The sequence below is a fragment of the Clostridium sp. CM038 genome (genome assembly GCF_055081105.1).
The window spans coordinates 3,358,925-3,382,175 of record NZ_CM143651.1 but is presented as its reverse complement, the minus strand read 5'-3'; the positions used below and the strand labels follow the sequence as shown (position 1 = coordinate 3,382,175).

Sequence of the window (23,251 nt, the reverse complement as noted above, 5' to 3'; positions counted from 1 at the left end):
AGATGATTTAACTATGGTATAATAAATTCAGATTTATGTAAAAAAATTAAAAGGATGATAAGTATGGATTTGATAAAAATAGTTTCAAATGTTCAGAAGATTTCTGAGGCGATATCGAGCGTTATAGGAGTAGATGTGACGGTTGTAGATAATAATTATAATAGAATAGCAGGGACAGGAAGGTATAGAAATTGTATCGGAGAAAAAGTAAATGAAAAATCTGTTTTTGGATTTGCGCTGACGCAGGGAGAAAGCTTCGTTATTGAAAATCCTAGAAAACATTTTGCATGCTTAAGGTGTGAGAATGCTTATAGTTGCAAGGAGTTTGCAGAGGTTTGTTGCCCAATTCATGTTGGTAATGATACTATTGGAGTTATTGGGCTTATTGCTTTTGAGGAAGAACAAAGGGATGCTATTATAAATAATCAAGTAAACCTAATGAATTTTTTAAATAGAATGGCGGATTTAATATCCTCAAAGCTATTAGAACAGGAAAATACAGAGAAAATAGAGCTTTTGGCAGGGGAACTTGAGATAGTTCTTGACGCTGTAGATAAAGGAATTATAGCAGCGGACCACGCAGGAAATATTCTTCATTATAACACTAAAGCATTAGAGCTATTTAGACTTCATGGAAACCAAATTTTAAATACAAATATAAAAAATCTTATTGGTGACTTAGATTTCAATAAACTTATCGAAAAACATAAGAATTTAAAGAATAAAGACTTTAGTTATAATGGTAGTAGTCATCATTTCAGAGGAGTACTTGATGCGAAGCCTATTAGTATTGGTGATAAAAACTTTGGTATAGTATGCTCCTTTAGTAATATTTCCGATTTATTAAAAACAGTAAATAATATTACCACAGGGACTATGATTACGTCTTTTGACAGCATTATAGGTAGTAGTTACTGCTTAGAACAAGTTAAATTAGAAGCAGAAAAAGCAGCGAAATCTACTTCTACAGTACTTATTCAGGGAGAAAGTGGAACTGGAAAAGAGCTATTTGCACGGGCTGTTCATTTTTATAGTAATAGAGCGAAAGGGCCGTTTATTACAATAAATTGCGCGGCTATTCCAGAACAACTGCTAGAAAGTGAGTTTTTTGGGTATGAAGATGGGGCTTTTACAGGAGCGCGAAGGGGCGGCAAGGCAGGGAAATTTGAATTAGCAAATAAGGGAACAATATTTTTGGACGAAATTGGAGACATGGCTATTCATCTTCAAACTAAACTTTTAAGGGTAGTACAGGAATACGTTATCGAAAAAATTGGTGGAAAAGAATCAATTCCTATAGATGTAAGAATAATTGCGGCTACCAATAAAGATTTAGAAAAAAAAGTATTAGAAGGAGAGTTCAGGCAAGATTTATTTTATAGATTAAATGTAATTCCACTTAATATACCTCCTCTAAGAGATAGAAAAGATGATATAATAATCCTTGTGGATTATCTTTTAGACAAATGTAATTCTAAGCTAGAAAAGCATATAACTAAAATAGATGATGATTCTTTAGAAATTTTTATGAATTATAAGTGGCCTGGCAATGTACGTGAACTTGAAAATACCATAGAATATGCTGTAAATATGTGCAGTGGTAGTGTTATAAAATGTACGGATTTGCCGAAGAGGTTGAAAGACCCAGAAAACACTTTAAAGTTGAATAAGGATGTAGAGATTATACCTATTAAGGAATTAGAAAAAAAAGAAATTGAAAAAGCTCTAGAGTATTTTGGACACAGTAAACAGTCAATTACAAAGGCGGCTGAGGCTTTAGAATTAAGTAGAGCAACTTTATATAGAAAAATAAAAGAATATGGGATCAAATCATCTTTTTCAAAGCTATAAATCATTAAGCAGTATCAAAATGAGAATTAATTCTCGTTTTGATACTGTTTTTTATCATTTTGAGAAAAAACATCACCGAAAGGTTTATTTTCAGTATAATTTTGTTGGCATGAGTATTGCTATTATATGTATAAGGTATATTTAAAAAAATATTAATAAAAGCTACATAAGTTTTTAATGTATTTTATTTTATAGGTATGTCTTAGAATAATTCGTTGAGGGAGTGTTTTCATGAAATTAAGAAATCTTATAGTTCAAACACTTAAGGAAGAAGTTGTTCCTGCCATGGGATGTACTGAGCCAGTAGCTGTTGCTCTTGCATGTGCAAAGGCTAAAGAACTAATGACTTTTAATAATATAGTAAGTGCAGAAGTTTTTGTTAGTCCTAACATATATAAAAATGGCTTGTCAGTTGGTATACCAAATACGCAGGAGGTTGGGCTTTCGATTGCAGCTTCACTGGGTTTTGTTGGTGGAGAAAGTAAAAAGGATTTAAGGGTACTTGAAGGAATTAACAAAATGCAAGTGCAACTTGCAAAAGAGTTTTTATATAGTGGAAAATTAAGACTAGATATTAAAGATACTGGAGATAAAGTCTATGTAGAAGTAAATCTTGTAACAGATAAAGGTAATTGTAGTGTAATTATAAGCGGCAAACATAATAGATTTGTTTATATTGAAAGATTAGGCGAAGTTCTAATAGATCTAACAAATGAGGATGAGAGTAGCAATAAGGGAAAGAATATTTTATATAATTTGAGAATAAGAGACATTATAAAAGAAATTGAGAAAATTCCTAATGAGGATATCGCTTTTATGTTAGAGGGAATAGTTATGAATGAAAATATAGCCAAGGTAGGACTTAAAAAGAAAATGGGCATGGGGGTGGGATTTAGTCTTAAAAAAAGCATAGAGAAAGGGATTCTGTCAGAAGACCTAATGACCTCTTCAATGATGCTCACAGCAGCAGCTAGTGATGCGAGAATGTCGGGGATGAATTTATCTGTTATGAGTAGTAGTGGAAGCGGAAACAATGGGCTTACAGCAATTTTACCATTGGTGGCATATAAAAATAAATTTAATGTAAGTGATGATAGATTGGCTAAGGCAGTGGCAATAAGTCATATTACGAACAGCTATATAAAACATTATATAGGAAGGTTATCGGCATTGTGTGCTTGTGGTGTTGCAGCTGGAACTGGGGCCGGTATTGCTATAGCATGGTTAATGGGTGCTAGTTATGATCAAATAGATGGGGTTATAAAGAATACCATTGCAAACACCAGTGGGATGATATGTGATGGGGCAAAGGAAGGCTGTGCATTAAAGCTTTCAACTTCTGCATCAGTGGCTGTGCAATCAGCAATTTTGGCTATAAATAATTCTATTATACCTGCAAGAAATGGAATTGTTGCAGAAACTGCAGAAGATACAATTAAAAATTTAGGGATTTTATCTTCCGACGGTATGAGTACAGCAGATGCTGTTATATTAAAGACTATGAAAAAAATGCAAAGAGAATATGATGCTGTAGTAGTAGATAAAAATTCAGAATTGAATTTAAATAAACATGGTATTATTGCATAAAAAAATTTAAAGAAATCATAAATTACTATTGAATTTTATTTATAATCTGATATAATAAATTTAATAAGAAATACTTAAACGTATTCATTGATTTTATAAGTTTGTATTTCTGAGGTATTCGTGAAGCTCTTATTTTCAACCTACAGTATTAATACGGGAGTTCAAGATCTAGGTGTGGATTTGACCTATAAGACCAATATTTTAAGTGGCAAGGACTACTAAACATCTCTGAGGACACCCACCTATCGAAAAGATAGGTGTAAAAATTGGGGCAACGGTATTTTGGAATATAAAATTTTAGATTATTTATGAAAGAGATAGAAATATCTCTTTTTTTTATTTCCAAGAAATTATAAATTCTTTTTTCATGTTATAATTAGTTTAAATTAATAAGTATCGAGGTGCAATTTTATGATAGAAAGTAAAGTCATTGCGATGATAGAAAGTAATCCAATTGTTATAAAAAATATTGAAAATCCTAGTGATCAAATGAAGATAATGGCTATAAAGAAAGATGGGGTAATGCTACGTTATATAAGAAACCCTACAAAAGAAATGAAGGAGCTAGCAATAAGAAGTAATCCACGGTCAATTGAGTTTGTAGAAGATCCAAGTTATGATATGAAAGAATATGTTGTGTCAAAACTATGGAACACTTTGGAATTTATTGAAAATCCCTGCGAAGAATTGATAAAAATAGGCATTGATCAAAAAGGCTATGCAATAAAATATGCAAAAGAACCAAGCAATCTATTGCAAAAACTAGCTATAGAAAAAGATTATGACTCTATAAAATATATAGACAACCCAAATGAAGAAATACAAATTCTGGCTATAAAAATAAATTATAATGCGTTAAGATATATAAAAAATGCAACTTTAAATGCAGAAATTTTGGCTGTTTGCGAAAATGAAGCTGCAATAAAGTTCATTTCAAACATAGATGAAAATAAAAAAATATCATTTTTAAAGCACAATGCCTTGGTAATGAAATATTTCATTAATGACCTACCAATTAATGCTACGGAGCTGGCTTTCAAAGATGTATTATCTAAAGAAACTATATCAGAAAAATACGTAAGAGATTTTATAAACTGCGATAGTATAAATGAAAAATATGGAAATATATCTATGGATAAAATAATTTTTATTTATAAATATGGTAGTAAAGTCTGCAAAAAAATAGCAGTTGATGAAAAACTGAATATGATGTAAGAAGGGTGAATGATGAATTTTAAAGATACAATGCAAAGTGTAGATCTTGTTATACAAACGGATGAAGTACCTTTAGTTATAGGTGAGAGTGGTATAGGGAAAACTGCCTTAGCGAAGACACTTTCAAAAAATAAAGGCTGGAGCCTAGTTATTATAGACGGGAACCTTTTGAAAGAAGGAGAAATAGGTGGCCTTCCAACAGTTGAGGATTATAGCTTTAAAGATAATAGAGGCAAGACTGTTAGTAAGAAAAATACTGTTTACGCGGTTCACACAAAGCTACAAGAAATAGATAGTTTGATATCTAGCGGTAAAGAGGTCTTTTTATTTATTGATGAAATAAATCGTTGTGAACATACGGTGCAGCAGGAGCTTATGAATCTTATACTAAATAGGGAGATAAATGGGTACAAGCTAAATGAAAAAGTTAAAATATTAGCTGCAATGAATCCTTCTAGTAAATACGGGGAAGATTTTGATTATCAAGTAGTTGATATGGATGCAGCTCAAGAAAATAGATTTGTTTTGCTGCAAATGGAATGTGATTCATTAGCTTGGATCTCATGGGCTATTGAGAATAAAATAGAGCAAAAGGTTATAGAATTTATATCTACTTTCCCAGAATATTTACTTAATAACCAAAAGGATGAGCAAGTAAGAGCAACCCCCAGAAGTTATGAACGGGTTTCTAAAAGCTATAGGATTTACAAGGAAAATAAAGAGACAATCCATAAAAGAATATTTTTAAATATATTAAAAGGGAATTTAGGCAATAGAATAGCTCATGAGTTTATGGCATTTTCACAGGAAGATAATAAACCTCTAATTTCTTATGAGGAGGTATTTAATGGCATGCAATTACAACAAGATGTAATTGCAAAGGTGAAAGAGGAAAGTCATACTAGATTGTATTTGATTGCAAATAATATCTTATGTATCTTAGATAAGAAAGAAAATTTAAATAGTGATATACAAAGACTTGTAGAATTCCTAGAGATTTACCCTGTGGACCTAGGGGTAGGAATTATGCAGGATATTAAAGAAAGTCATAATAGTGTTTATAAATTATGTTTGGAAAATGAGGATTTCGTTGAAATGTATTTTAAGGCCTACAATGAAATAAAAGGCTAGGTGAAATTATGGTGAAAAACTTTGAAAGTCTTAAAAATGAGCTTTATGATGAAATTTCTAATGTGAAAAGCATTGAAGAAATGCCAAAGGATTTTGTGGAAAACTTTTTGAAGCTTGTGCAAAAGGTTAATTTTATGCTCATAGAAGATAACGAAAACTTTTATGGGTATTTTCTGCTTCAAATGTCTAGGGAGATAAAATATGACATAACCTCGCCCACGGCTGTAAACTTTAAATTATCTAGGTACGTTATTTATTTTAATCCCTATATCTTTTTAAATCTTACACCGAGGCAGATGATGGGCTCTATTAAACACGAGATTTATCACATATTATCCTCCCATTTGAATCGTGCAAGGAGTCTTAAAACAAAATATAGTACCCTTTCTATTAATATGGCAATGGATATAGTAGTGAACCAGTATATAGATTATTTGCCGCCCTATGCCACGACAATAGACAGTATAAATTTTAAGTATAGTTTAAAGATGCAACATTATATGACTATGGAGTATTATGCGCATACAATTCAAGAAGCCTTAAATCTATTAGAACAAGAAGATGAGAGAGAAAAAGATGACTCTAAGGATAAGCACATAGAAAAAGAATTTAATGCATCTAAAACTCATGATTTATGGGAAGAATCTATAGAGACAGATGAGGAGACCCTTAAAGATTTTACGCGAAAATTTGCGAAACTTGCAGAAAAGGGCAAGGTTCCTCTTTATTTAGAGGGAATTCTCAAAGGATTAAAAGCGAGTAAAGGTGAAATTCCTTGGAATTTATATCTGAAAAAAATAATGGGAACCTTAGAAAGTGATAAAAAAAAGACTGTGTCAAGAAGGAGCAGACGTCAACCTAATAGATTAGATTTAAGGGGAGAACTAAGAGGGCATACAGCTAAAATTACCTTGGCTATAGATATAAGCGGTAGCATAAGTGATGAGGAGTTTCATGGAGCAATAAAGGAAGTTTTTAATATTGTAAAAACTTATAAGCATGAAATAACCTTGATTGAATGTGATTCGCAAATAAGGCAGGTATATAAGGCTAAGTCTATTAATAGTATAAGAAAGCGTTGTAGTTCGCGCGGTGGTACAAAATTTACACCGGTAGTTAAGTATGTAAATAATACGGATACCAATATACTAATATATTTTACAGATGGAAAGGGTGAAGAAAAACTGGATGTAATGCCAAAAGGGTATAAAATTTTGTGGGTTATATCAGGACGCACCGATAAACTTTCATTAAAGGAGCCTCTTGGAATTGTGAAAAAACTAAAACCGGTAGAGATAAAAGAGGATACTTCGGAGAGGTTAGATGTAATGGTTGATGGTTTTTCTATGAATCATCATGAACCAATATATTAGGATCTTTTTTCTTATATTATGCTATAACGAAAAGTATATATTAAAAAAGGGGCACGCCTTTTATCAATGACTGCCCCGCTTTCTTATTTCCTATAATTTTAATATTTTGAATTCCATAGGGTCTAATATTAATCCATTGTTTAATTTTGTTTCCTGTGATGTGAAAATATCTATAGCGGTGTTATCTAAAGATAGCTTAACATTATACTCTTCATCACTATTGTTAATAGCAATTAATAGAGAGTCACCTTCATAACTTCTTTCAAAAACTAATACATTGTCCTTGCAATAGAGTTTTTTGTAGCCACCATAAATTAAAGCACTATTATTTTTCCGAAGAGATATCATAGTCTTATAGTGGTTAAATAATTCTATATTTTGTTTTTCTACATCCCAAATCATACATTTTCTGCACTGAGGATCCTCACCACCATTAAGACCTATTTCATCTCCATAATAAATATATGGAACTCCTTGGTAGCAAAATTGGAAGGCGATTGCAAGCTTCATTCTGTCTACATTATCCTCACATTCAGTTAAAAATCTCTTAGTATCATGACTACCCATTAGATTCCAGAGTTGCCTTATGATGCTACTCATATAAAGAGTTCTATTAGAAGATAATATATTGTCAAATTCTTCTGCAGCTATGCTTCTATTAGCGAAAAAATCAACTAAAGCAGATTTAAAAGGATAGTTCATTATACTGTCCAGTTGATCTCCTTTTAAGAAGGAGTTTGCTTCATGCATTATTTCACCAACAATAACCGCATCTTTATTAGCTGCTTTAACTACTTTACTAAAAGCTCTCCAAAAATCATGGTCAACTTCATCGCAAACATCCAGTCTCCAACCATCAATTCCTATTTCTTTTACCCAATATTCTCCCACCTTTAATAAATACTCTCTTACTTCACTATTATGAGTATTTAATTTCGGCATTGTGCTTACGTCATCAGCAAAAGTATAGTAGTTCACAGTATCAGTACTAACTGGGTAACTGTCGATAAAATACCAGTCCTTATACTTTGAAGCTTCTTGTTTGTCTAGTAAATCCTCAAAGGCAAAGAAGTCACTTCCTGAATGATTGAATACAGCATCAAAAATAATTTTCATTCCTTTTTCATGACATTTTTTTATTAACTCCTTTGCTGTGTCTAGGGTCCCAAACTGAGGGTCTATGCCATAATAATCTGCTGTATTATATTTGTGGTTTGAAGTGGATTTAAATATTGGAGTTAAGTAAACTAAATTAACGCCTAATTTCTCTAGATAGTCTAGCTTATCAATAACTCCTTGAATATTTCCACCAAACATAGATTCAGTTTTTACTACGCTGCCCCATTTTGAAGTATTTTCTGGGTTGTTGCTTTTATCTCCATTATAAAAACGATCCGGAAAAATTTGATATACAACTGATTCTTGTAACCAAGGAGCTTCTTCATATAAATCACCCTCTGCTAAATAAGCAAATTGAAAAGCTGTGAATTCTTTTAAATCTGGTGTCTTATCTCTAAAGCCTCTTTCATCAAAATATATTATATTATTATTCAAATCAATTAGCTCAAAGTAATATCTATATCTGTTTCTCTCAACGGATACTTCTGTTTCAAAATAATCAAACAAGTCAGCTTGAGCTGTAATTTTCATTTCTTTAACATCATATGGATCATCCCAGTTATATCTATCTTTATAATATAAATTGCATTTTTTAACATCATTTTTTGCTGTTCTTAAACGCAGCACTAGAGTGTTTAAATCTATGCCATAGGCATAGGGTGTTTCAGTAATATGATATATTGCATGCTTATTCATTTTAATCTACCTCACTTTTATGTTTATCCTAGGCATATAAAGATAGTAAATAGTGGAAGTTGTCATAGATATTTCTTGTATGCCCTAGTATATTTATGGTGAAATTATATCATAAGCATTTAGTGATGATTGTATATACTTAATAAAATATGTATATACACTATGTTAATTTATTTGTATTTATTGAATTGTAATATAAAATTGTACATTTTCGTATACGTTTGCACAAAATTTCCTTAGAATATTGTTGTAATAAAGTAAAGCAGTATTGTTATTGAGAGAATCTAAACTAGAGATTATAAGGGTTCAAAGTGATTTTGAAATGGATTCCATACTAAGATTACATAGTATTTGACTATAGTTAATTAAACAAAATTCAGTAAAAAGATTATTTGACAGTTATGAATATTCGGTTTACAATAAAAATATGCAAACGCTTGCAGAGATGTTATAAAAATACTATTTTGGGGGGATTAAATATGAAAAGGAAAGTATTAAGTCTATTATTAGCTTTATCATGCACTGTATCGTTAGCAGCATGTGGTACTAAAAAAGTAGCAGTAGAAGCAACAGCAGCTAAAGAAGGAGTTGCAACTGAAGTGAAACCTGAATCAGGAGCTAAACTAGTAGTTTGGACGGCTAAAGGCGTTGAAACAGATTATATGAAACTTATTGGTACTGAGTTTGAAAAGAAATACGGAGTAAAAGTTACATATGAAGAAGTTGGATCTGTTGATGCTAAAGCCAAAATGGCTACAGATGGACCAGCTGGAGTAGGTGCGGATGTATTTGATGCACCACATGATCACACTGGAGAACTTGTATCATCAGGTTTAATTTTAGAAAATAACCTATTTGCAGAAAGAGTTAAGAAGGACTATTTAAAATCAGCCTTAGATGCAGTATCATATGAGGGTAAAGTTTACGGATATCCAACGGCAGTAGAAACTTACGGATTATTTTACAATAAAGATGTATTCAAAACAGCACCAAAAACTTATGAAGAGATAATCGCAAAATCCAAAACATTTAACGATGCAAAAACAAACAAATATGCATTTATGTGGGATATTGGGAATGCTTACTTCTCTCATAGTTTTATAGCAGGAGGCGGCGGTTATATTTTTAAAAATGGAACTGATAAAACAGACGTAGGTATTGATTCAGCTGGAGCAATTGACGGAGCAAAATCTTTAATGGATTTGAAAAAAGTTTTACCAATTAATGCAGCAGATTCAACTAATATAATTGTGGAAGGTTTATTTGATGAAGGAAAAATAGGGGCTATGATAGATGGACCATGGGCAGTATCAGGTAGGGAAAAGGCTGGCGTTAATTTTGGTGTAGCACCATTACCTAAATTAACTAATGGAAAACAACAATCAAGTTTATCAGGAATAAAAACATTATTTGTTAGTTCTTATTCAAAATATCCAATAGCAGCTCAAATGTTCGCTAGTTTAGCAACATCGGATGAAATGTTATTAAAAAGATATGAATTAACTAAACAAATACCACCAGTAACAAAACTAATGGGAAATGCTAAAATTAAAGATGATCCGATGGTTGCACCATTTTTAGAGCAAATAAAGTATTCTGTACCAATGCCATCAATTCCTCAAATGGGACTTGTTTGGACTCCATACGGAGCAGCATTTTCATCAATGTGGAACGATGGAGTTTCTCCTGAAAAAGCACTTAAAACTGCAGCTAAAACTATAAGAGACGCAATAGAAGCTCAAAAATAATTAGTTGTAAATAGAAGTTAGTCATTTGCTATATAGCAAATGACTAATTTTAAATAAAATTCTATCTGATTTAGGAGGTATGAAATGAAAAAATCAAAACAAGCAACTATTTTCTCTGTGTTCTTTATGGGTCTAGGACAAATATATAACAAAGAAATATTCAAAGGAATTATGTTTGCAATTATAGAAATAGTAGCATTATTTAATATAAGATATTTTTCAACATCGATAAAGGGCCTAATTTCACTAGGAGATTCTGGTGTGAAATTTGTGAATGGGAAAGCAACAGGAGATCATTCTATTTTCTTAATGATTGAAGGTCTTATAGCTGTTATAATTTTATTTCTTGTAATTTCAGTATACATACTTAATATCTATGATGCAAAACGAGGAGGCGAAAGTATAGAAAAAGGTAATAAACCACTAAATACAAAAGAATTCTTAAGTTATGTGTGGGAAAAATATTTTCCTCATATCATGCTAACACCTGGATTCTTGTTTACTGTATTTTTTATTATGCTTCCTATTATGTTCACCGTAGTAGTTGCTTTTACTAACTATTCAAGTCCTAATCATTTGCCACCAAGGAACTTAGTTGACTGGGTTGGACTTGATAACTTTAAACAATTAGTAAATTTAAAAATGTGGAATAATACTTTTCTAAAAGTAGGAATTTGGACACTTATATTTGCTGTAGTAAGCACTACTTGTAACTTTTTTGTTGGATTATTCTTAGCACTAATAACTAATGCTAAGGGAATAAGATTCAAAAAGTTTTTTAGGACAATTTTTCTTTTGCCTTATGCTATACCAGCATTTATATCCTTACTTATAATGAGATTAGCATTTAGTGGACCAGGTCCAGTAAACAATATGCTAGCTTCCTTTGGAATGGGAAAAATACCTTTTTTTACAGATCCCACTATTGCGAAAATAATGATTTTAATAATAACGGTTTGGTTAGGAGCACCTTATTTTATGGCACTTATGTCAGGAATACTTACTAATATAGACAAATCTTTATATGAAGCTTCAGAAATTGATGGCGCAACCAAGTGGCAACAATTTTATAAAATAACATTGCCACTAGTGCTTTTTCAAACAATGCCACTATTAACAATGAGTTTTGCTTATAATTTTAATAACTTTGGAATGATTTATTTGTTAACAGACGGTAATCCAGTTAATGGGAGTTTGCAATATGCAGGAGATACTGATATCTTAATTTCATGGATTTATAAGATGACAAAGGATCAGAACCAATACCATATGGCATCTGTAATTACCATTATATTATTTATTTTTGTTGCAAGTATTTCAGCATATAGCTTTAGTAAAACCAAAGCCTTCAAAGAGGAGGACATGATGTAATGAATAAAAAAATAGTAAAAAATAAAAAGGTGAATTTATCTAATATAATTGAAAAAATAATAATATATGCTATATTGGTGCTACTATGTATAGTAATATTGACACCGGTACTTTGGATTGTTTTATCCTCATTTAATAGTGGTACAAGTTTATTTAGTTCATCTATAATTCCTAAAAATCCAACATTAATCCACTATAAAGAGTTGTTTACACAAACTGATTTTCCGAAATGGTATATGAATACATTTAAAATTGCTACAATTAATATGTTCTTGTCAGTTATACTAACAACACTTTCTGCCTATGCATTTTCTAGATTTAAATTTAAGGGTAGAAAACAAGGGCTTATGGTAATGATGATTTTACAAATGTTCCCCGGTTTCTTAGCTATGACTGCTATATTTATTCTAATAAGTAAGTTAGGATTATTAAATAGTCATTGGGGTTTAATTCTTGTGTATGCAGGTGGACAAATACCATATAATACATGGTTATGTAAAGGATTTTTCGATGGTATTCCAAGAAGCTTAGATGAAGCTGCAAAAATAGATGGGGCTTCAAATATGACTATTTTCGTAAAGGTAATATTACCTTTAGCAAGGCCGATAATTACATTAGTTGCACTTACAAACTTTATGGGACCTTGGTTTGATTTTATATTTCCTCAAATAATATTAAAAAGCAGTGAGAAGAAAACACTTGCTATGGGATTATTTGAATGGGTTCAAAAACAACAAAATACGCAATTTACCATGTTCGCTGCAGGTGCAATTTTAGTTGCTATTCCAATTACATTGCTGTTTGTATATTTACAAAAGCATATTGTAGAAGGACTATCATCTGGTGCTACTAAAGGTTAGTTTTTATAATTAGACATCATCTAGAATAACATACTAATTAGTTATTTTAGATGATGTCTAAAACTTTAACAAGCTGGCCTTGCAGAAATCAAGTTTTATAATATAACTCGTATAAATATTTTTAGAAAGTAGGAAGTGAAGTTTTCATGTCGATAACTATAAGAGAAGTAGCAAAGCTTGCAAATGTATCACCTTCAACAGTTTCAAGAGTTATTACGGATAATTCTACAATTAGTGATGCAACAAAGAAAAAAGTTTATAAAGTAATGAAGGAAATCAATTATCATCCTAATGCAATAGCTAGGAGCCTAGTTAGTAAAACAACTAAAACTATAGGACTTATTTTACCTAGCACTGATGAAGATTTATTTTCTAATCCATTTTTCATTCAAGTTATGAGGGGAATAAGCCATTATGCTCAAAAAAAGGGATATTATATTATGTATGCTTACAGTAGTAATGAGGATCAAGAGGTAAAGTATATAGCAAGTTTAATAAATAGTGGAAGGGTTGACGGAATTATTTTGCCATTTGTAAAAAAAGATGACAAATGCATCACTTATTTAAAAAAAGTAGATTATCCTTTCGTAGTAATAGGCAAACCAGAAGATACAGAAGGACTTTTATGGGTTGATAATGATAATTTTCACGCCATGTATAGTGTTGTTAATTATCTTATACAAAAGGGTGAGAGAAAAATTGCATTTATAGGAGGACCAGCTACACTTAATGTAACTATAAATAGGTTAGAAGGTTACAGAAAGTCTATGGAAAACATTGGGATGAAAATAGATGAAAATATGGTACAAGTAGCAGAGTTTACAGAAATTAGTGGTTATGATGCTATGAAAAGAATTTTAGAAAAATCCAGCCCTACAGCTGTTGTCACCACTGACGATTTAATTGCCTTTGGTGCATCAAAAGCAATAAGCGAAATGTCCAAAACCCATATTTCAATTGTTGGGTTTAATAACACGCCATTAACTGCATACAGAGAGCCTACACTATCTTCAGTTGATATTAATTCTGAAGAATTAGGTTATTTTGCAGTTAAGCTATTAATAAATAAATTGGAAGATGAGAAAGAATATATAACCAATTATATTATTGATACAAAATTAGTTGAGAGAGAGTCAACTAAATAATTTAAGGTGGTAAACCTCCTTTTAAAGTCTTTAATATTGCAGCACCGCAGGTGATTATTAAAATAAAGAGGTGAAAATATGCTGGAGACCTTTGAATCAGATATTTATATTTTTAATAATGATATATCATTTTTCATCGAATCAAAAAATATACCAAAAGTATTAAGCACCCTAAAAGAAAAACATCTACAGGAAAAAGAAAATGGACAGTCCGCTCGCAATAAAAAAAATGATTTAATTATTTGGAATGCTATATACACAAAGGAAATTATAAAAAATGGTGTATCAAAAAGTGCGCTGCATCCTCTATATAATAAATTCTACGATAAAGTCCAAGGTATTACTGATTTAATTGAGTTACAAGCTTTAGAGATTAGCATGGTCACAGAATATTTTAATATTTTAATAAATGATATTGAAGTCACTGATAATTTTATGATTAATAAAATGCTTCAATACATACATATTAATATTGAAAATCACTCTTCGCTTGATAAGTTAGCTAGAGATTTAAACATTTCAGTGGGTTATGCAAGCGATTGCTTTAAAAAGAAGATGGGTATTTCAGTAATGAAATATGTGCAAAAAATAAAAATAGACAGGGCAAAAAATCTACTGCTCAGTACAGATGAAAGCATTTTATATATTGGAATTTTATTGGGGTTTTATGACCAAAGCCATTTCAGTAGAACTTTCAAAGTTATAGTGGGGGTTTCTCCAACCGTGTATAGAAATAGCAATTACGCATAAGTCTTAAAACTAAAAAATTGAAGAGGGGGATAACCATGGATAAAAAATGGTGGAAGGAAGCAGTGGCATATCAGGCATATGTTAGAAGTTTTAAGGATTCAGATGGTGATGGAATAGGTGACTTAAAAGGGATAATAGAAAAACTAGATTATTTGAAAGACTTAGGAGTAGATATATTGTATTTAAATCCTATAAATAAATCACCTAATGACGATAATGGATATGATATCAGCGACTTTAGAGACATAATGGATGAATTCGGGACGCTTGCAGATTTTCATGAGTTAGTTAAAGGACTTCATTCTAGAAAAATGAAGTTAGTGATGGATTTGGTAATAAATCACACTTCTGATGAGCATCCTTGGTTCCAAATGAGTAGAAAGAGCAAAGATAATGATTATAGAGATTATTACATTTGGAATAAAGGTACAAAGGGTAACCCTCCAAATAATTGGGGGTCGTTTTTTGGAGGCAGCGCTTGGGAATATGACGAGATAGCAGAAGAATATTATCTTCATATTTTCTCTAAGAAACAACCAGATCTAAATTGGAAAAATGAAAAATTAAGAGAAGAAATAAAGAACATGATAAAGTACTGGATGGAAAAAGGGGTAGATGGATTTAGAATGGATGCTATTAATCATCTCGGAAAAGATCATTCCTTTCCAGATGGAATAATAGAAGAAGGTCATGTATATGGTAATTTTGTAGAATATGTACAAAATCTACCTGAAGTTCATGATTATTTAAAAGAATTAAGAAAAGAGGTATTTAACACTGGGTATCATGTAGTAATTGGTGAAACGGGTGGAGTAAATTATAAAAATGCCCATGTTTATACGGGAGAAGATAAAGGTGAATTAGACTTTACTTTTCATTTTGATATGCATAGTGTGGGTAGAGGGGAAACTGATTGGGAAAGGCAACCTATAAATTTAATAAAAGATATAAAGGAAAATATGAGTGGATGGCAGGGAAGGCCGGAAGAAGAAGGTTGGTGCCCCTTATTTTACTCGAACCATGACACTACAAGGACTATATCAAGACTAGGGGAAGAGAAGAACTATTTAAAAGAATCTGCAAAAATGTTAGCTTGTCTTCAATTAACTCAAAAGGGAACTCCTTTTATTTATTATGGAGATGAAATAGGAATGACCAATGCTTGGGACTTTAAATTACAAGATTATAGAGACGTAGCTGTGTTTAATAAACACAAAGATTTAGTTAAGGGTGGGTTAGTAGGTGAAGAAAACTATCTAAAGGGACTACGCTATATGTCACGGGATAACTCAAGAACACCAATGCAGTGGAATAATAGTGAAAATGCAGGGTTTACTACTGGCACCCCCTGGATAAAAGTTAATTCAAATTATAGAAGAATTAATGTGGAGGAACAAATAGAAGACCCAAATTCAATACTAAATTATTATAAAAAATTGATAGCTTTAAGAAAAAGCAAGGCTGTATTGGTATATGGAAGCTTTGAGGAAATTAATAGAGAAGATGAGGAAATATATGCATATCTAAGACAATTGGAGGGGGAGATTCTCTTAATCATAGTTAATTTCTTTGGAAATGAGCCAATATTTGAATTTCCACAGCATATCCATTATGAAAATGCTAAACTATTGCTATCAAATTATGCGGTGGAAGGTTATGCCGCTAGTATGAATATAAAATTAAGACCTTATGAAACTAGGGTATATGAAATTAAATAATGATAAATATATTAGCTTTATTTTAATAGAAAAGCTATAATTAAAATGTTCATTGGGTAAAATTAAAACATGAATAATCAAAAAAGTTAAAGGCGGATATATATGAGAAATTTAAAAATGATATTAGAATATGATGGAAGTAGATATAAAGGATGGCAAAAACAATCAGATAACGATTTAACGGTTCAAGGTAAACTAGAAGGTGCATTATCTAAAATGGCAGGAGAACCTATAGAGGTTACAGGCTGCGTGCGAGCTGATGTAGGTGTACATGCTGAAAATTATATGGCAAACTTTCATACTAATTGTGAGTTAAGCATAGATGAGATGAGAGAATGTTTATATGAATTTTTACCAGAGGACATAGTAGTGAAATCCATGGTGGATGCAAGTGAAAAATTTCATGCAGGGTATAATATAAAATCAATTACTTATGTGTATAAAATAAATAATAATGAACTAAGAAATGTATTTAATAGAAAATATGTTTATCACTCTGAGATGAATCTTAATTTAGAAGAAATGAGAATTACGGCAGAGTCTTTAGTTGGATCTCATGATTTTAAGTATTTAGCGACAGTATCTACAAATACTAAATCAACTACTAAGACTATCAATTATATAAATATAACAGAAAAAGAAGGCATTATTGAAATAGAAATTAATGCAGATGAATTCTTATGGAATATGGTAAGAATTATTATAGGAAGCCTTTTAGAAGTGGGTAAAGGAAAAATTAAGGCAATGGATATAGAAAAATTACTAAATGAAGAAACAGCATCAGAGTATATACCGATGGCAAAAGCAAAAGGATTATCTCTAAGAAATGTTGAATATTAAATAAAAGTATGCGAGTTTTCCTTCCAGGAAGTCTCACGAGAATTTTATATTAGAAAACAAGAATTTCTAAATGGAAATTCAATGTTTTTTCGTTTCTTGTTGCAAAGCACTCAGTGCAAGGTTACTTCGAAGAAATATTATGTTATTTAACAGAACCAACTCCTATGAAGATATAGGTTCAGCGTTAGAAGTATTAATGAACTGCCCCCTGTCTACTTGACAGGGGGCAGTTCACTTTTTTTTAATGTCTACTCTATAGGATACATTATATTATTTCAGAGGGGTCTTTATTTTGGCTCAATACAAGACTTATTATGTTGTATGCCCATTACTATTTTCAAACTAATATAATATTGATATTTTATATTATATATACTACTATAATTATATTATAGTAGATTGGTTAACAGGGAGGTGCATTAAAATTTAACTAAGACAAAAATGTTTAAAACTAAGATTAAAGTTTTAAGAGCTGAAAAAGAAATAACCCAAGAGGAATTAGCTGAAGCAATTGGTGTTTCGAGAGGAACAATCCTTGAAATAGAGCGAGGAGCATTTAATCCATCTTTAAAATTAGCTTTTAAAATTGTTAACTATTTGAACAAGAAAATTGATGATGTTTTTGAATTTATTAGGGAGGATGATTAAGTTTGAATGATATAAAAATTATAGGTGAAGTGGGCATTGCTTTATTGATTATATGGAATATGGCAAGAAATATATTGTTTCCTAGAAAAAGAGACGAGCGGGAAATTTTATTAATATTTACTGCGCTAAAAACCACTCTAATACTTGCGGTATTTGTACTCGGATTAATAATAATTTTGAACCTATTAAATGGCGTTACTTTATTACCAATTATGTATATATTTATTATTGCTATAATTAGTTGTTTTTGTTTTGTTCTGTTATACAAATTAAATATTAATACTGAGTTTAGTTCTTTGAATTTTATAAATAAAATGGAAAAAAAAGAAAAAAGTAACTTAATATGGAATACATTTTGTATAACTATGGTTACAGATTTAATTGTACTATTTGCAATAGTTATAAGTTACAAGTATTTTGATTCAAAAGGATTAAAAGTTTTAGCTATAGTGGCATATATTTTAGCTTACATAAGTGAATATAGTTTTTGCCAGATTAATGGTAAGAATTTGGAATATAAAAAGGGGTAAATCCTGCAAAAAAGTAGTGTATATTCTCAATTATAGGCTAAAAATATCAATTACATGATGGTTTATTACGTACATTAAAGTAACTATTAGCTATAGGACGTATAGAGGTAAAAGACAAATGTCCGTGAAATTTTATTTTCACGTCATTTGTTTTTTCAACCCCTATTATATAAAATAGTTCTTAGCTTTGTTAAAAACTATCCTACTATTGATTTATCATACATCTACAGAAAGTGGTTTATTATTTTTTATACTTGTATAAATTACACAAGGCCTGTACACAACATATTAACATCCATAAAATTTTAGATATTTTTCAATATTTGATTGTATATATTCAGCACTGTGATTACCAGGGAATACATGATTTTGAGGATTTATGCCTTTTTCGTTCAATGTTTTATGTAAAATTGAACAGCCTTCATAAAATCTACCTTCATCCTTATCTCCAGCATCAAGATATACATCAATATCAGAAGAAATATTATTGTTTCTTGCAATATATATTGGATCATATTTTTCCCATACATCCATGTCTTTATAATATGGCTTGTCTTCCTCTTCAAGTTTCAGTTCTAAGGCAGGCATATGCCCTCCTACTTTTGAAAATATGTGCTGATGTCGAAATGTATTGTGAAGAGCTGCATAACCCCCAGCAGATATCCCTCCAATATATCTTCCTTTTCTATCTTTTATAGTATTGAAAGTTTTATCTGTTAAAGGCAATATTTCTTTCATAAAGTAATCCTCATACATTCCTAAATTTATGATTCTATTATTATCTCCAGGATCAGGCACCTCTTTACAGATTAAGGATGAATTAAAACCACGGCTGTTTTCAATTCTTGGACATGCAATTATCATAGGCTTAATGTCCCCATTTTTTATCATTCGATCAGCTTTAGCGTTTATATCCATTTCAAACATTAAATTTTCATTCCCACTTCTTCCATGTAGAAAATATAATACCGGTAGAGGAGTTAAACTATTATAGCATTCAGGTAAATACACTAATATTGGCATTTCTTTACCAAGGACATCACTATAAAAATTTACTTTTTCTACTTTTGATTTATTCATTTTTTTACCACCTCATTTGGAATTTTAAACTTAAATTGTTATGTTTATGATATCATTATTAACCATATTTGTCATGAATAACCTTAATTGCTGTTAGCATTATTTTGTTATTAACCCAATTACTAAAAGAGCCGGTGTCACTAATCACGGCATTCCATATCACTAGATATGGGTTTACTTTATTAAGTGTATTGATATTCTGAATGTAATACAATGCCAATCGAGTCACATTCAGAACTGAACAGGTAACCGAGGAACAATTTGATATCATGCTTAGCTTCGTGGAAAAGTATAGTAGGCATTTGGATGCAGAAATAAAGAAGCAAGGTGTAGATATAACAAATCGAAATGGTTCTGAATAATGGAGTTGTATAAAAAGTAGCCTAAGGCGGGCTGTATCAAAGCGCTGAAACATCAGCGTATGATACAGCCCCCTTTATTATTGACAAGGAAACAATAAAGTGATAGAATATTTATGTTGCCGAGGAAACATAAATATTCTTTTGCGAGAGGTGAATTTTAAATGTGTAAATTTAAAATCAATACACAATATACAGAACAAACCGTTGATAAGAAATAAAAAATTTACACTACCGAGAATTTAAGGAGGATCATTATATGGAAAATACAGAAAATTATTATTTTGAACAAGCAACTATACCAAAAGCGATTGCACACATGGCAGTGCCTATGATGTTGGGGATGTCCGTTATTATGATTTATAATGTTATTAACGCTTTTTTTATTGGAATGCTAAATAACACATCGATGATGACAGCTGTCACCTTAGCGTTACCTTTTACAATCATATTATCGGGAATTGGAAATATTTTTGGTGTAGGTGGTGGAACCTATATATCTAGGTTACTTGGGGAAACAAAATTAGAAGATGCAAAAAAAGTTTCATCAGTTACTTTTTTCTTAAGTATATTAGCTGGATTTATTTTTATGTTATTCGCGATACCTTTAATTCATCCTATTCTAAAAGTATTAGGGGCAAAAGGTGATACGGTTTTGTTCACCAAAGATTTTATTATGGTTCTTATCTTAGGAAGTCCATTTGTAATTTCTAACTTTGCATTAGGACAAGTAGTACGAGCGGAGGGATCATCAAAAGTCTCGATGAATGGTATGTTTATAAGTGTTATCATAAATATTGTTTTGACCCCATATTAATTTTTACATGTCATTTAAATATTGTAGGAGCAGCAATTGGAACAGTTGTTGCGAATACATGTGCAGTATTGTACTATGTTTATTACCTTAAAAACAAAAGTTCTACTTTGACAGTTTCCATAAGTACATTCAAACCAACGCTTAGCATGTTGAAAGATATTTTTAAGATAGGAATATCCTCTTTCCTATTAGATGCATTTTTGATTGTTTCCGTTTTATTGTTAAATAATTTTTCAGCATACTATGGCGACTATGCTGTTGCTGCATTTGGAATATCTCTGCGAATTGCCCAACTTGCTCAATTTGCTGCTAAAGGGTTATATATTGGAGTTATTCCCTTAATTGCTTATGCGTATGCAGCTAACAATATAAAACGAATGAAGAGTATTATAAATATTACTGCAGCCTATATTGCAATCCTAACTATGGCCTTTTCATTGATAATATTTATCTTCAGAAAACCAATATTACATTTATTTAGCCATAATACTTACGTAATAAACACTGGGATATACATTTTGCTAGCTATGCTTATTTCAGCTTTGTTTGCTGGCATTACTGGTCTTTTTATAGCAATATTCCAAGGAGCTGGAAGAGGTAAAGATGCAACCATAATGTCTGTAGTGCAGGGAACATTATTAATTCCTATTATGATTTTAGGAAAATATACGTTTGGTTTACATGGGGTTATATGGTCGATGACTATAACAGAAATATTAACTTGCATAATAGGATTATATTTATGGATTCAACTTCAACGAGATATTTCTATGAAGGAGTAAAAATAGATATATTCAACTAAAAATATAACAATTATTATATGTGCATATGCGTATTTATAAGTTAGTTTGATTGATCGGTATATTTAAAATTAATGTACCTTAATAAATATCTTGACAATAAAAGCAGCAAAGTATAGCATGCAAGTAAGTCACCTTACTTACAATTAAGAATAAAGAAGACAATATATATTATATAGAGCAGGATGCGATTGTAATTCCAGAATTGAAGGTGATACATTGTACTTACAGGATATATTTTCGCCTTTAGAAGTTAATTTAGATAATATTATTAAGAACATCTCAAATAAAGAAATAAAGACAACAATGTATTAACTCAGATCCAAATAGATAACATAACATCTTATTATATTGAATGATGGGGGTAGCATCAAACTGATTTTCTTGAAAATAATTACAAAAAGCATTAAAATATAAATATAAATATAAATATAAATATAAGATACTATCTTATTTTTTAATAAAGGAGAATGTTTATGAATCTATATAATGAAAATTCTTTATTTTATAAAAGTTCACGTAAAATAGTTTCTGTGGCCATATTTATATTGTTTTTTATTCATATATTTAATTCCTACAATGGTATAGACGATAAGTCTCTATTGAATTTAGTAATGGTTTGTGTTGGTATCGATACTTTACTTTATAGTATTTTGCAACTTAAAAAACAAAATATAATCGGTTTTATATTATTATTGTTAATTGGAGTTTGTACAACAGTATTAGGGATTACTTTCTTGTGTAAATAAGTATGTCTATTATTACTTTAGCCTTTTGTAAACATTATAAATACTTATAAAATAACGTGAAATTTTGGTTTCACGTTATTTGTTCTTTTTCCATCCATATTATATTGTATTCCCTAGGGGAATTAAAGTTTAGCTATTTATAATGTTATGATATTATTAGGTAAGGATTACATAGGAGGGGGGAGGATAACATTAATGTGGAATATTTCAATAAAAAAGAAACTATTAATAATTGAAGATTGCTCTATAGATATGAATAATGTTCCTAAACATATTGGGAATTATGCTTACTCTTGGATAAGGCAATAGTAGTATAATTGAATAAATATTTATGAGGAACTTGTAAAAATAGACGACACAATAATATTACTTATATTTTGTAAAGAAAGTGAGGTAAATAAAATGATACAATCTGTTGTACACATTGCATTAGTAGTCAAAGACTATGATGAAGCCATTGAATTTTACACAAAGAAACTTCATTTCACATTAATAGAAGACACATACCAAGAAGACCAAGATAAACGTTGGGTGGTAGTGTCTCCACCAAGTTCGTCAGGGACTACAATATTACTTGCAAGAGCTTCTAAACCTGAACAACTATCGTTTATTGGAAATCAGGCAGGAGGACGAGTTTTCCTATTCCTTGGAACAGATGATTTTTGGAGAGATTATAACGAAATGATAGCAAAAGGTATAGAATTTGTTAGAGAACCTAAAGAACAATCATATGGTACAGTTGCAGTATTCAAAGATTTATACGGAAACTTATGGGATTTAGTTCAATTTAAAGAGAACCATCCAATTGCTCAAAGAGTAAAATAAGCATACTCTATAGTAAATGTAATACAATGCCAATCGAGT

20 protein-coding genes, 1 other RNA gene and 1 pseudogene are annotated in these 23,251 nt (G+C 30.7%); 20 read left to right on the top strand and 2 right to left on the bottom strand.

The window, feature by feature from the left end:
- Positions 1 to 63 precede the first annotated feature (63 nt).
- The 6 genes from ACWJKS_RS15550 to ACWJKS_RS15525 all read left to right on the top strand — a co-directional run bounded on the left by ACWJKS_RS15550 (position 64) and on the right by ACWJKS_RS15525 (position 7,157).
- Entirely contained in the window at positions 64 to 1,851 is a 1,788-nt protein-coding gene (locus tag ACWJKS_RS15550) for a sigma-54-dependent Fis family transcriptional regulator (protein ID WP_462959923.1), read from the top strand.
- Between the two features lie 231 nt (positions 1,852 to 2,082).
- A complete protein-coding gene (locus tag ACWJKS_RS15545) occupies positions 2,083 to 3,438 on the top strand; it encodes an L-cysteine desulfidase family protein (protein WP_462959922.1) in 1,356 nt (451 codons plus the stop codon).
- Positions 3,439 to 3,541: 103 nt separating this feature from the next.
- A non-coding RNA gene (gene ssrS / locus ACWJKS_RS15540) (6S RNA) lies at positions 3,542 to 3,731 on the top strand.
- A 118-nt stretch (positions 3,732 to 3,849) separates the two neighbouring features.
- A complete protein-coding gene (locus ACWJKS_RS15535) occupies positions 3,850 to 4,653 on the top strand; it encodes a hypothetical protein (protein ID WP_462959921.1) in 804 nt (267 codons plus the stop codon).
- Between the two features lie 12 nt (positions 4,654 to 4,665).
- Complete coding sequence (locus ACWJKS_RS15530; RefSeq protein WP_462959920.1) at positions 4,666 to 5,784, top strand: ATP-binding protein; 1,119 nt, start codon at positions 4,666 to 4,668, stop codon at positions 5,782 to 5,784.
- 8 nt (positions 5,785 to 5,792) lie between these two features.
- Positions 5,793 to 7,157 carry a vWA domain-containing protein gene (locus tag ACWJKS_RS15525; RefSeq protein WP_462953579.1) on the top strand — a complete coding sequence of 455 codons (1,365 nt, stop codon included), beginning with the start codon at positions 5,793 to 5,795 and terminating at the stop codon, positions 7,155 to 7,157.
- 90 nt (positions 7,158 to 7,247) lie between these two features.
- Here ACWJKS_RS15525 and ACWJKS_RS15520 read toward each other — a convergent pair whose 3' ends face one another.
- A complete protein-coding gene (locus ACWJKS_RS15520) occupies positions 7,248 to 8,972 on the bottom strand; it encodes an alpha-glycosidase (RefSeq protein WP_462959919.1) in 1,725 nt (574 codons plus the stop codon).
- Between the two features lie 479 nt (positions 8,973 to 9,451).
- Here ACWJKS_RS15520 and ACWJKS_RS15515 point away from each other — a divergent pair, with 479 nt between their 5' ends.
- From ACWJKS_RS15515 to ACWJKS_RS15475, 9 genes are all read left to right on the top strand, one after another.
- Complete coding sequence (locus tag ACWJKS_RS15515) at positions 9,452 to 10,720, top strand: sugar ABC transporter substrate-binding protein (protein ID WP_462959918.1); 1,269 nt, start codon at positions 9,452 to 9,454, stop codon at positions 10,718 to 10,720.
- 84 nt (positions 10,721 to 10,804) lie between these two features.
- Positions 10,805 to 12,091, top strand: a complete 1,287-nt coding sequence (locus ACWJKS_RS15510) for a carbohydrate ABC transporter permease (RefSeq protein ID WP_462959917.1) — start codon at positions 10,805 to 10,807, stop codon at positions 12,089 to 12,091.
- Positions 12,091 to 12,951, top strand: a complete 861-nt coding sequence (locus ACWJKS_RS15505) for a sugar ABC transporter permease (RefSeq protein ID WP_165412447.1) — start codon at positions 12,091 to 12,093, stop codon at positions 12,949 to 12,951. The genes ACWJKS_RS15510 and ACWJKS_RS15505 overlap by 1 nt, the downstream gene beginning before the upstream one ends.
- Positions 12,952 to 13,097: 146 nt before the next feature.
- Positions 13,098 to 14,096 carry a LacI family DNA-binding transcriptional regulator gene (locus ACWJKS_RS15500; protein ID WP_165412448.1) on the top strand — a complete coding sequence of 333 codons (999 nt, stop codon included), beginning with the start codon at positions 13,098 to 13,100 and terminating at the stop codon, positions 14,094 to 14,096.
- 78 nt (positions 14,097 to 14,174) lie between these two features.
- On the top strand, positions 14,175 to 14,846 hold the full coding sequence (locus tag ACWJKS_RS15495) for a helix-turn-helix domain-containing protein (RefSeq protein WP_165412449.1): 672 nt from the start codon (positions 14,175 to 14,177) through the stop codon (positions 14,844 to 14,846).
- Positions 14,847 to 14,881: 35 nt separating this feature from the next.
- A complete protein-coding gene (locus ACWJKS_RS15490) occupies positions 14,882 to 16,564 on the top strand; it encodes a glycoside hydrolase family 13 protein (protein WP_462959916.1) in 1,683 nt (560 codons plus the stop codon).
- A gap of 102 nt (positions 16,565 to 16,666) precedes the next feature.
- Entirely contained in the window at positions 16,667 to 17,404 is a 738-nt protein-coding gene (truA, locus tag ACWJKS_RS15485; protein WP_220320091.1) for a tRNA pseudouridine(38-40) synthase TruA, read from the top strand.
- A 441-nt stretch (positions 17,405 to 17,845) separates the two neighbouring features.
- Complete coding sequence (locus ACWJKS_RS15480) at positions 17,846 to 18,052, top strand: helix-turn-helix transcriptional regulator (RefSeq protein WP_216303932.1); 207 nt, start codon at positions 17,846 to 17,848, stop codon at positions 18,050 to 18,052.
- 2 nt (positions 18,053 to 18,054) lie between these two features.
- On the top strand, positions 18,055 to 18,582 hold the full coding sequence (locus tag ACWJKS_RS15475) for a hypothetical protein (RefSeq protein ID WP_216303933.1): 528 nt from the start codon (positions 18,055 to 18,057) through the stop codon (positions 18,580 to 18,582).
- A 288-nt stretch (positions 18,583 to 18,870) separates the two neighbouring features.
- Here ACWJKS_RS15475 and ACWJKS_RS15470 read toward each other — a convergent pair whose 3' ends face one another.
- The gene (locus tag ACWJKS_RS15470) at positions 18,871 to 19,662 is read right to left on the bottom strand and encodes an alpha/beta hydrolase (RefSeq protein ID WP_462959915.1); all 792 of its coding nucleotides are present in this window, start codon (positions 19,660 to 19,662) and stop codon (positions 18,871 to 18,873) included.
- Positions 19,663 to 19,901: 239 nt separating this feature from the next.
- Here ACWJKS_RS15470 and ACWJKS_RS15465 point away from each other — a divergent pair.
- The 5 genes and pseudogenes from ACWJKS_RS15465 to ACWJKS_RS15445 all read left to right on the top strand — a co-directional run.
- A pseudogene (locus tag ACWJKS_RS15465) lies at positions 19,902 to 20,024 on the top strand (MarR family transcriptional regulator); the annotation flags it as partial.
- A 256-nt stretch (positions 20,025 to 20,280) separates the two neighbouring features.
- The gene (locus ACWJKS_RS15460) at positions 20,281 to 20,838 is read left to right on the top strand and encodes an MATE family efflux transporter (RefSeq protein ID WP_462959914.1); all 558 of its coding nucleotides are present in this window, start codon (positions 20,281 to 20,283) and stop codon (positions 20,836 to 20,838) included.
- Positions 20,839 to 20,945: 107 nt separating this feature from the next.
- Positions 20,946 to 21,620 (top strand): MATE family efflux transporter, encoded by a 675-nt coding sequence (locus tag ACWJKS_RS15455; protein ID WP_462959913.1) that lies wholly within the window; start codon positions 20,946 to 20,948, stop codon positions 21,618 to 21,620.
- A gap of 494 nt (positions 21,621 to 22,114) precedes the next feature.
- Positions 22,115 to 22,387: a hypothetical protein gene (locus ACWJKS_RS15450; RefSeq protein ID WP_216303936.1), complete on the top strand. Its 273-nt coding sequence runs from the start codon at positions 22,115 to 22,117 to the stop codon at positions 22,385 to 22,387.
- 402 nt (positions 22,388 to 22,789) lie between these two features.
- A complete protein-coding gene (locus ACWJKS_RS15445; protein WP_462959912.1) occupies positions 22,790 to 23,212 on the top strand; it encodes a VOC family protein in 423 nt (140 codons plus the stop codon).
- Positions 23,213 to 23,251: the final 39 nt, after the last annotated feature.

Coding starts and splice junctions, on each gene's coding strand:
- ACWJKS_RS15550 (WP_462959923.1), top strand. CDS start 64: ATGGATTTGATAAAAATAGTTTCAAATGTTCAGAAGATTTCTGAGGCG.
- ACWJKS_RS15545 (WP_462959922.1), top strand. CDS start 2,083: ATGAAATTAAGAAATCTTATAGTTCAAACACTTAAGGAAGAAGTTGTT.
- ACWJKS_RS15535 (WP_462959921.1), top strand. CDS start 3,850: ATGATAGAAAGTAAAGTCATTGCGATGATAGAAAGTAATCCAATTGTT.
- ACWJKS_RS15530 (WP_462959920.1), top strand. CDS start 4,666: ATGAATTTTAAAGATACAATGCAAAGTGTAGATCTTGTTATACAAACG.
- ACWJKS_RS15525 (WP_462953579.1), top strand. CDS start 5,793: ATGGTGAAAAACTTTGAAAGTCTTAAAAATGAGCTTTATGATGAAATT.
- ACWJKS_RS15520 (WP_462959919.1), bottom strand. CDS start 8,972: ATGAATAAGCATGCAATATATCATATTACTGAAACACCCTATGCCTAT.
- ACWJKS_RS15515 (WP_462959918.1), top strand. CDS start 9,452: ATGAAAAGGAAAGTATTAAGTCTATTATTAGCTTTATCATGCACTGTA.
- ACWJKS_RS15510 (WP_462959917.1), top strand. CDS start 10,805: ATGAAAAAATCAAAACAAGCAACTATTTTCTCTGTGTTCTTTATGGGT.
- ACWJKS_RS15505 (WP_165412447.1), top strand. CDS start 12,091: ATGAATAAAAAAATAGTAAAAAATAAAAAGGTGAATTTATCTAATATA.
- ACWJKS_RS15500 (WP_165412448.1), top strand. CDS start 13,098: ATGTCGATAACTATAAGAGAAGTAGCAAAGCTTGCAAATGTATCACCT.
- ACWJKS_RS15495 (WP_165412449.1), top strand. CDS start 14,175: ATGCTGGAGACCTTTGAATCAGATATTTATATTTTTAATAATGATATA.
- ACWJKS_RS15490 (WP_462959916.1), top strand. CDS start 14,882: ATGGATAAAAAATGGTGGAAGGAAGCAGTGGCATATCAGGCATATGTT.
- truA (WP_220320091.1), top strand. CDS start 16,667: ATGAGAAATTTAAAAATGATATTAGAATATGATGGAAGTAGATATAAA.
- ACWJKS_RS15480 (WP_216303932.1), top strand. CDS start 17,846: ATGTTTAAAACTAAGATTAAAGTTTTAAGAGCTGAAAAAGAAATAACC.
- ACWJKS_RS15470 (WP_462959915.1), bottom strand. CDS start 19,662: ATGAATAAATCAAAAGTAGAAAAAGTAAATTTTTATAGTGATGTCCTT.
- ACWJKS_RS15460 (WP_462959914.1), top strand. CDS start 20,281: ATGGAAAATACAGAAAATTATTATTTTGAACAAGCAACTATACCAAAA.
- ACWJKS_RS15450 (WP_216303936.1), top strand. CDS start 22,115: ATGAATCTATATAATGAAAATTCTTTATTTTATAAAAGTTCACGTAAA.
- ACWJKS_RS15445 (WP_462959912.1), top strand. CDS start 22,790: ATGATACAATCTGTTGTACACATTGCATTAGTAGTCAAAGACTATGAT.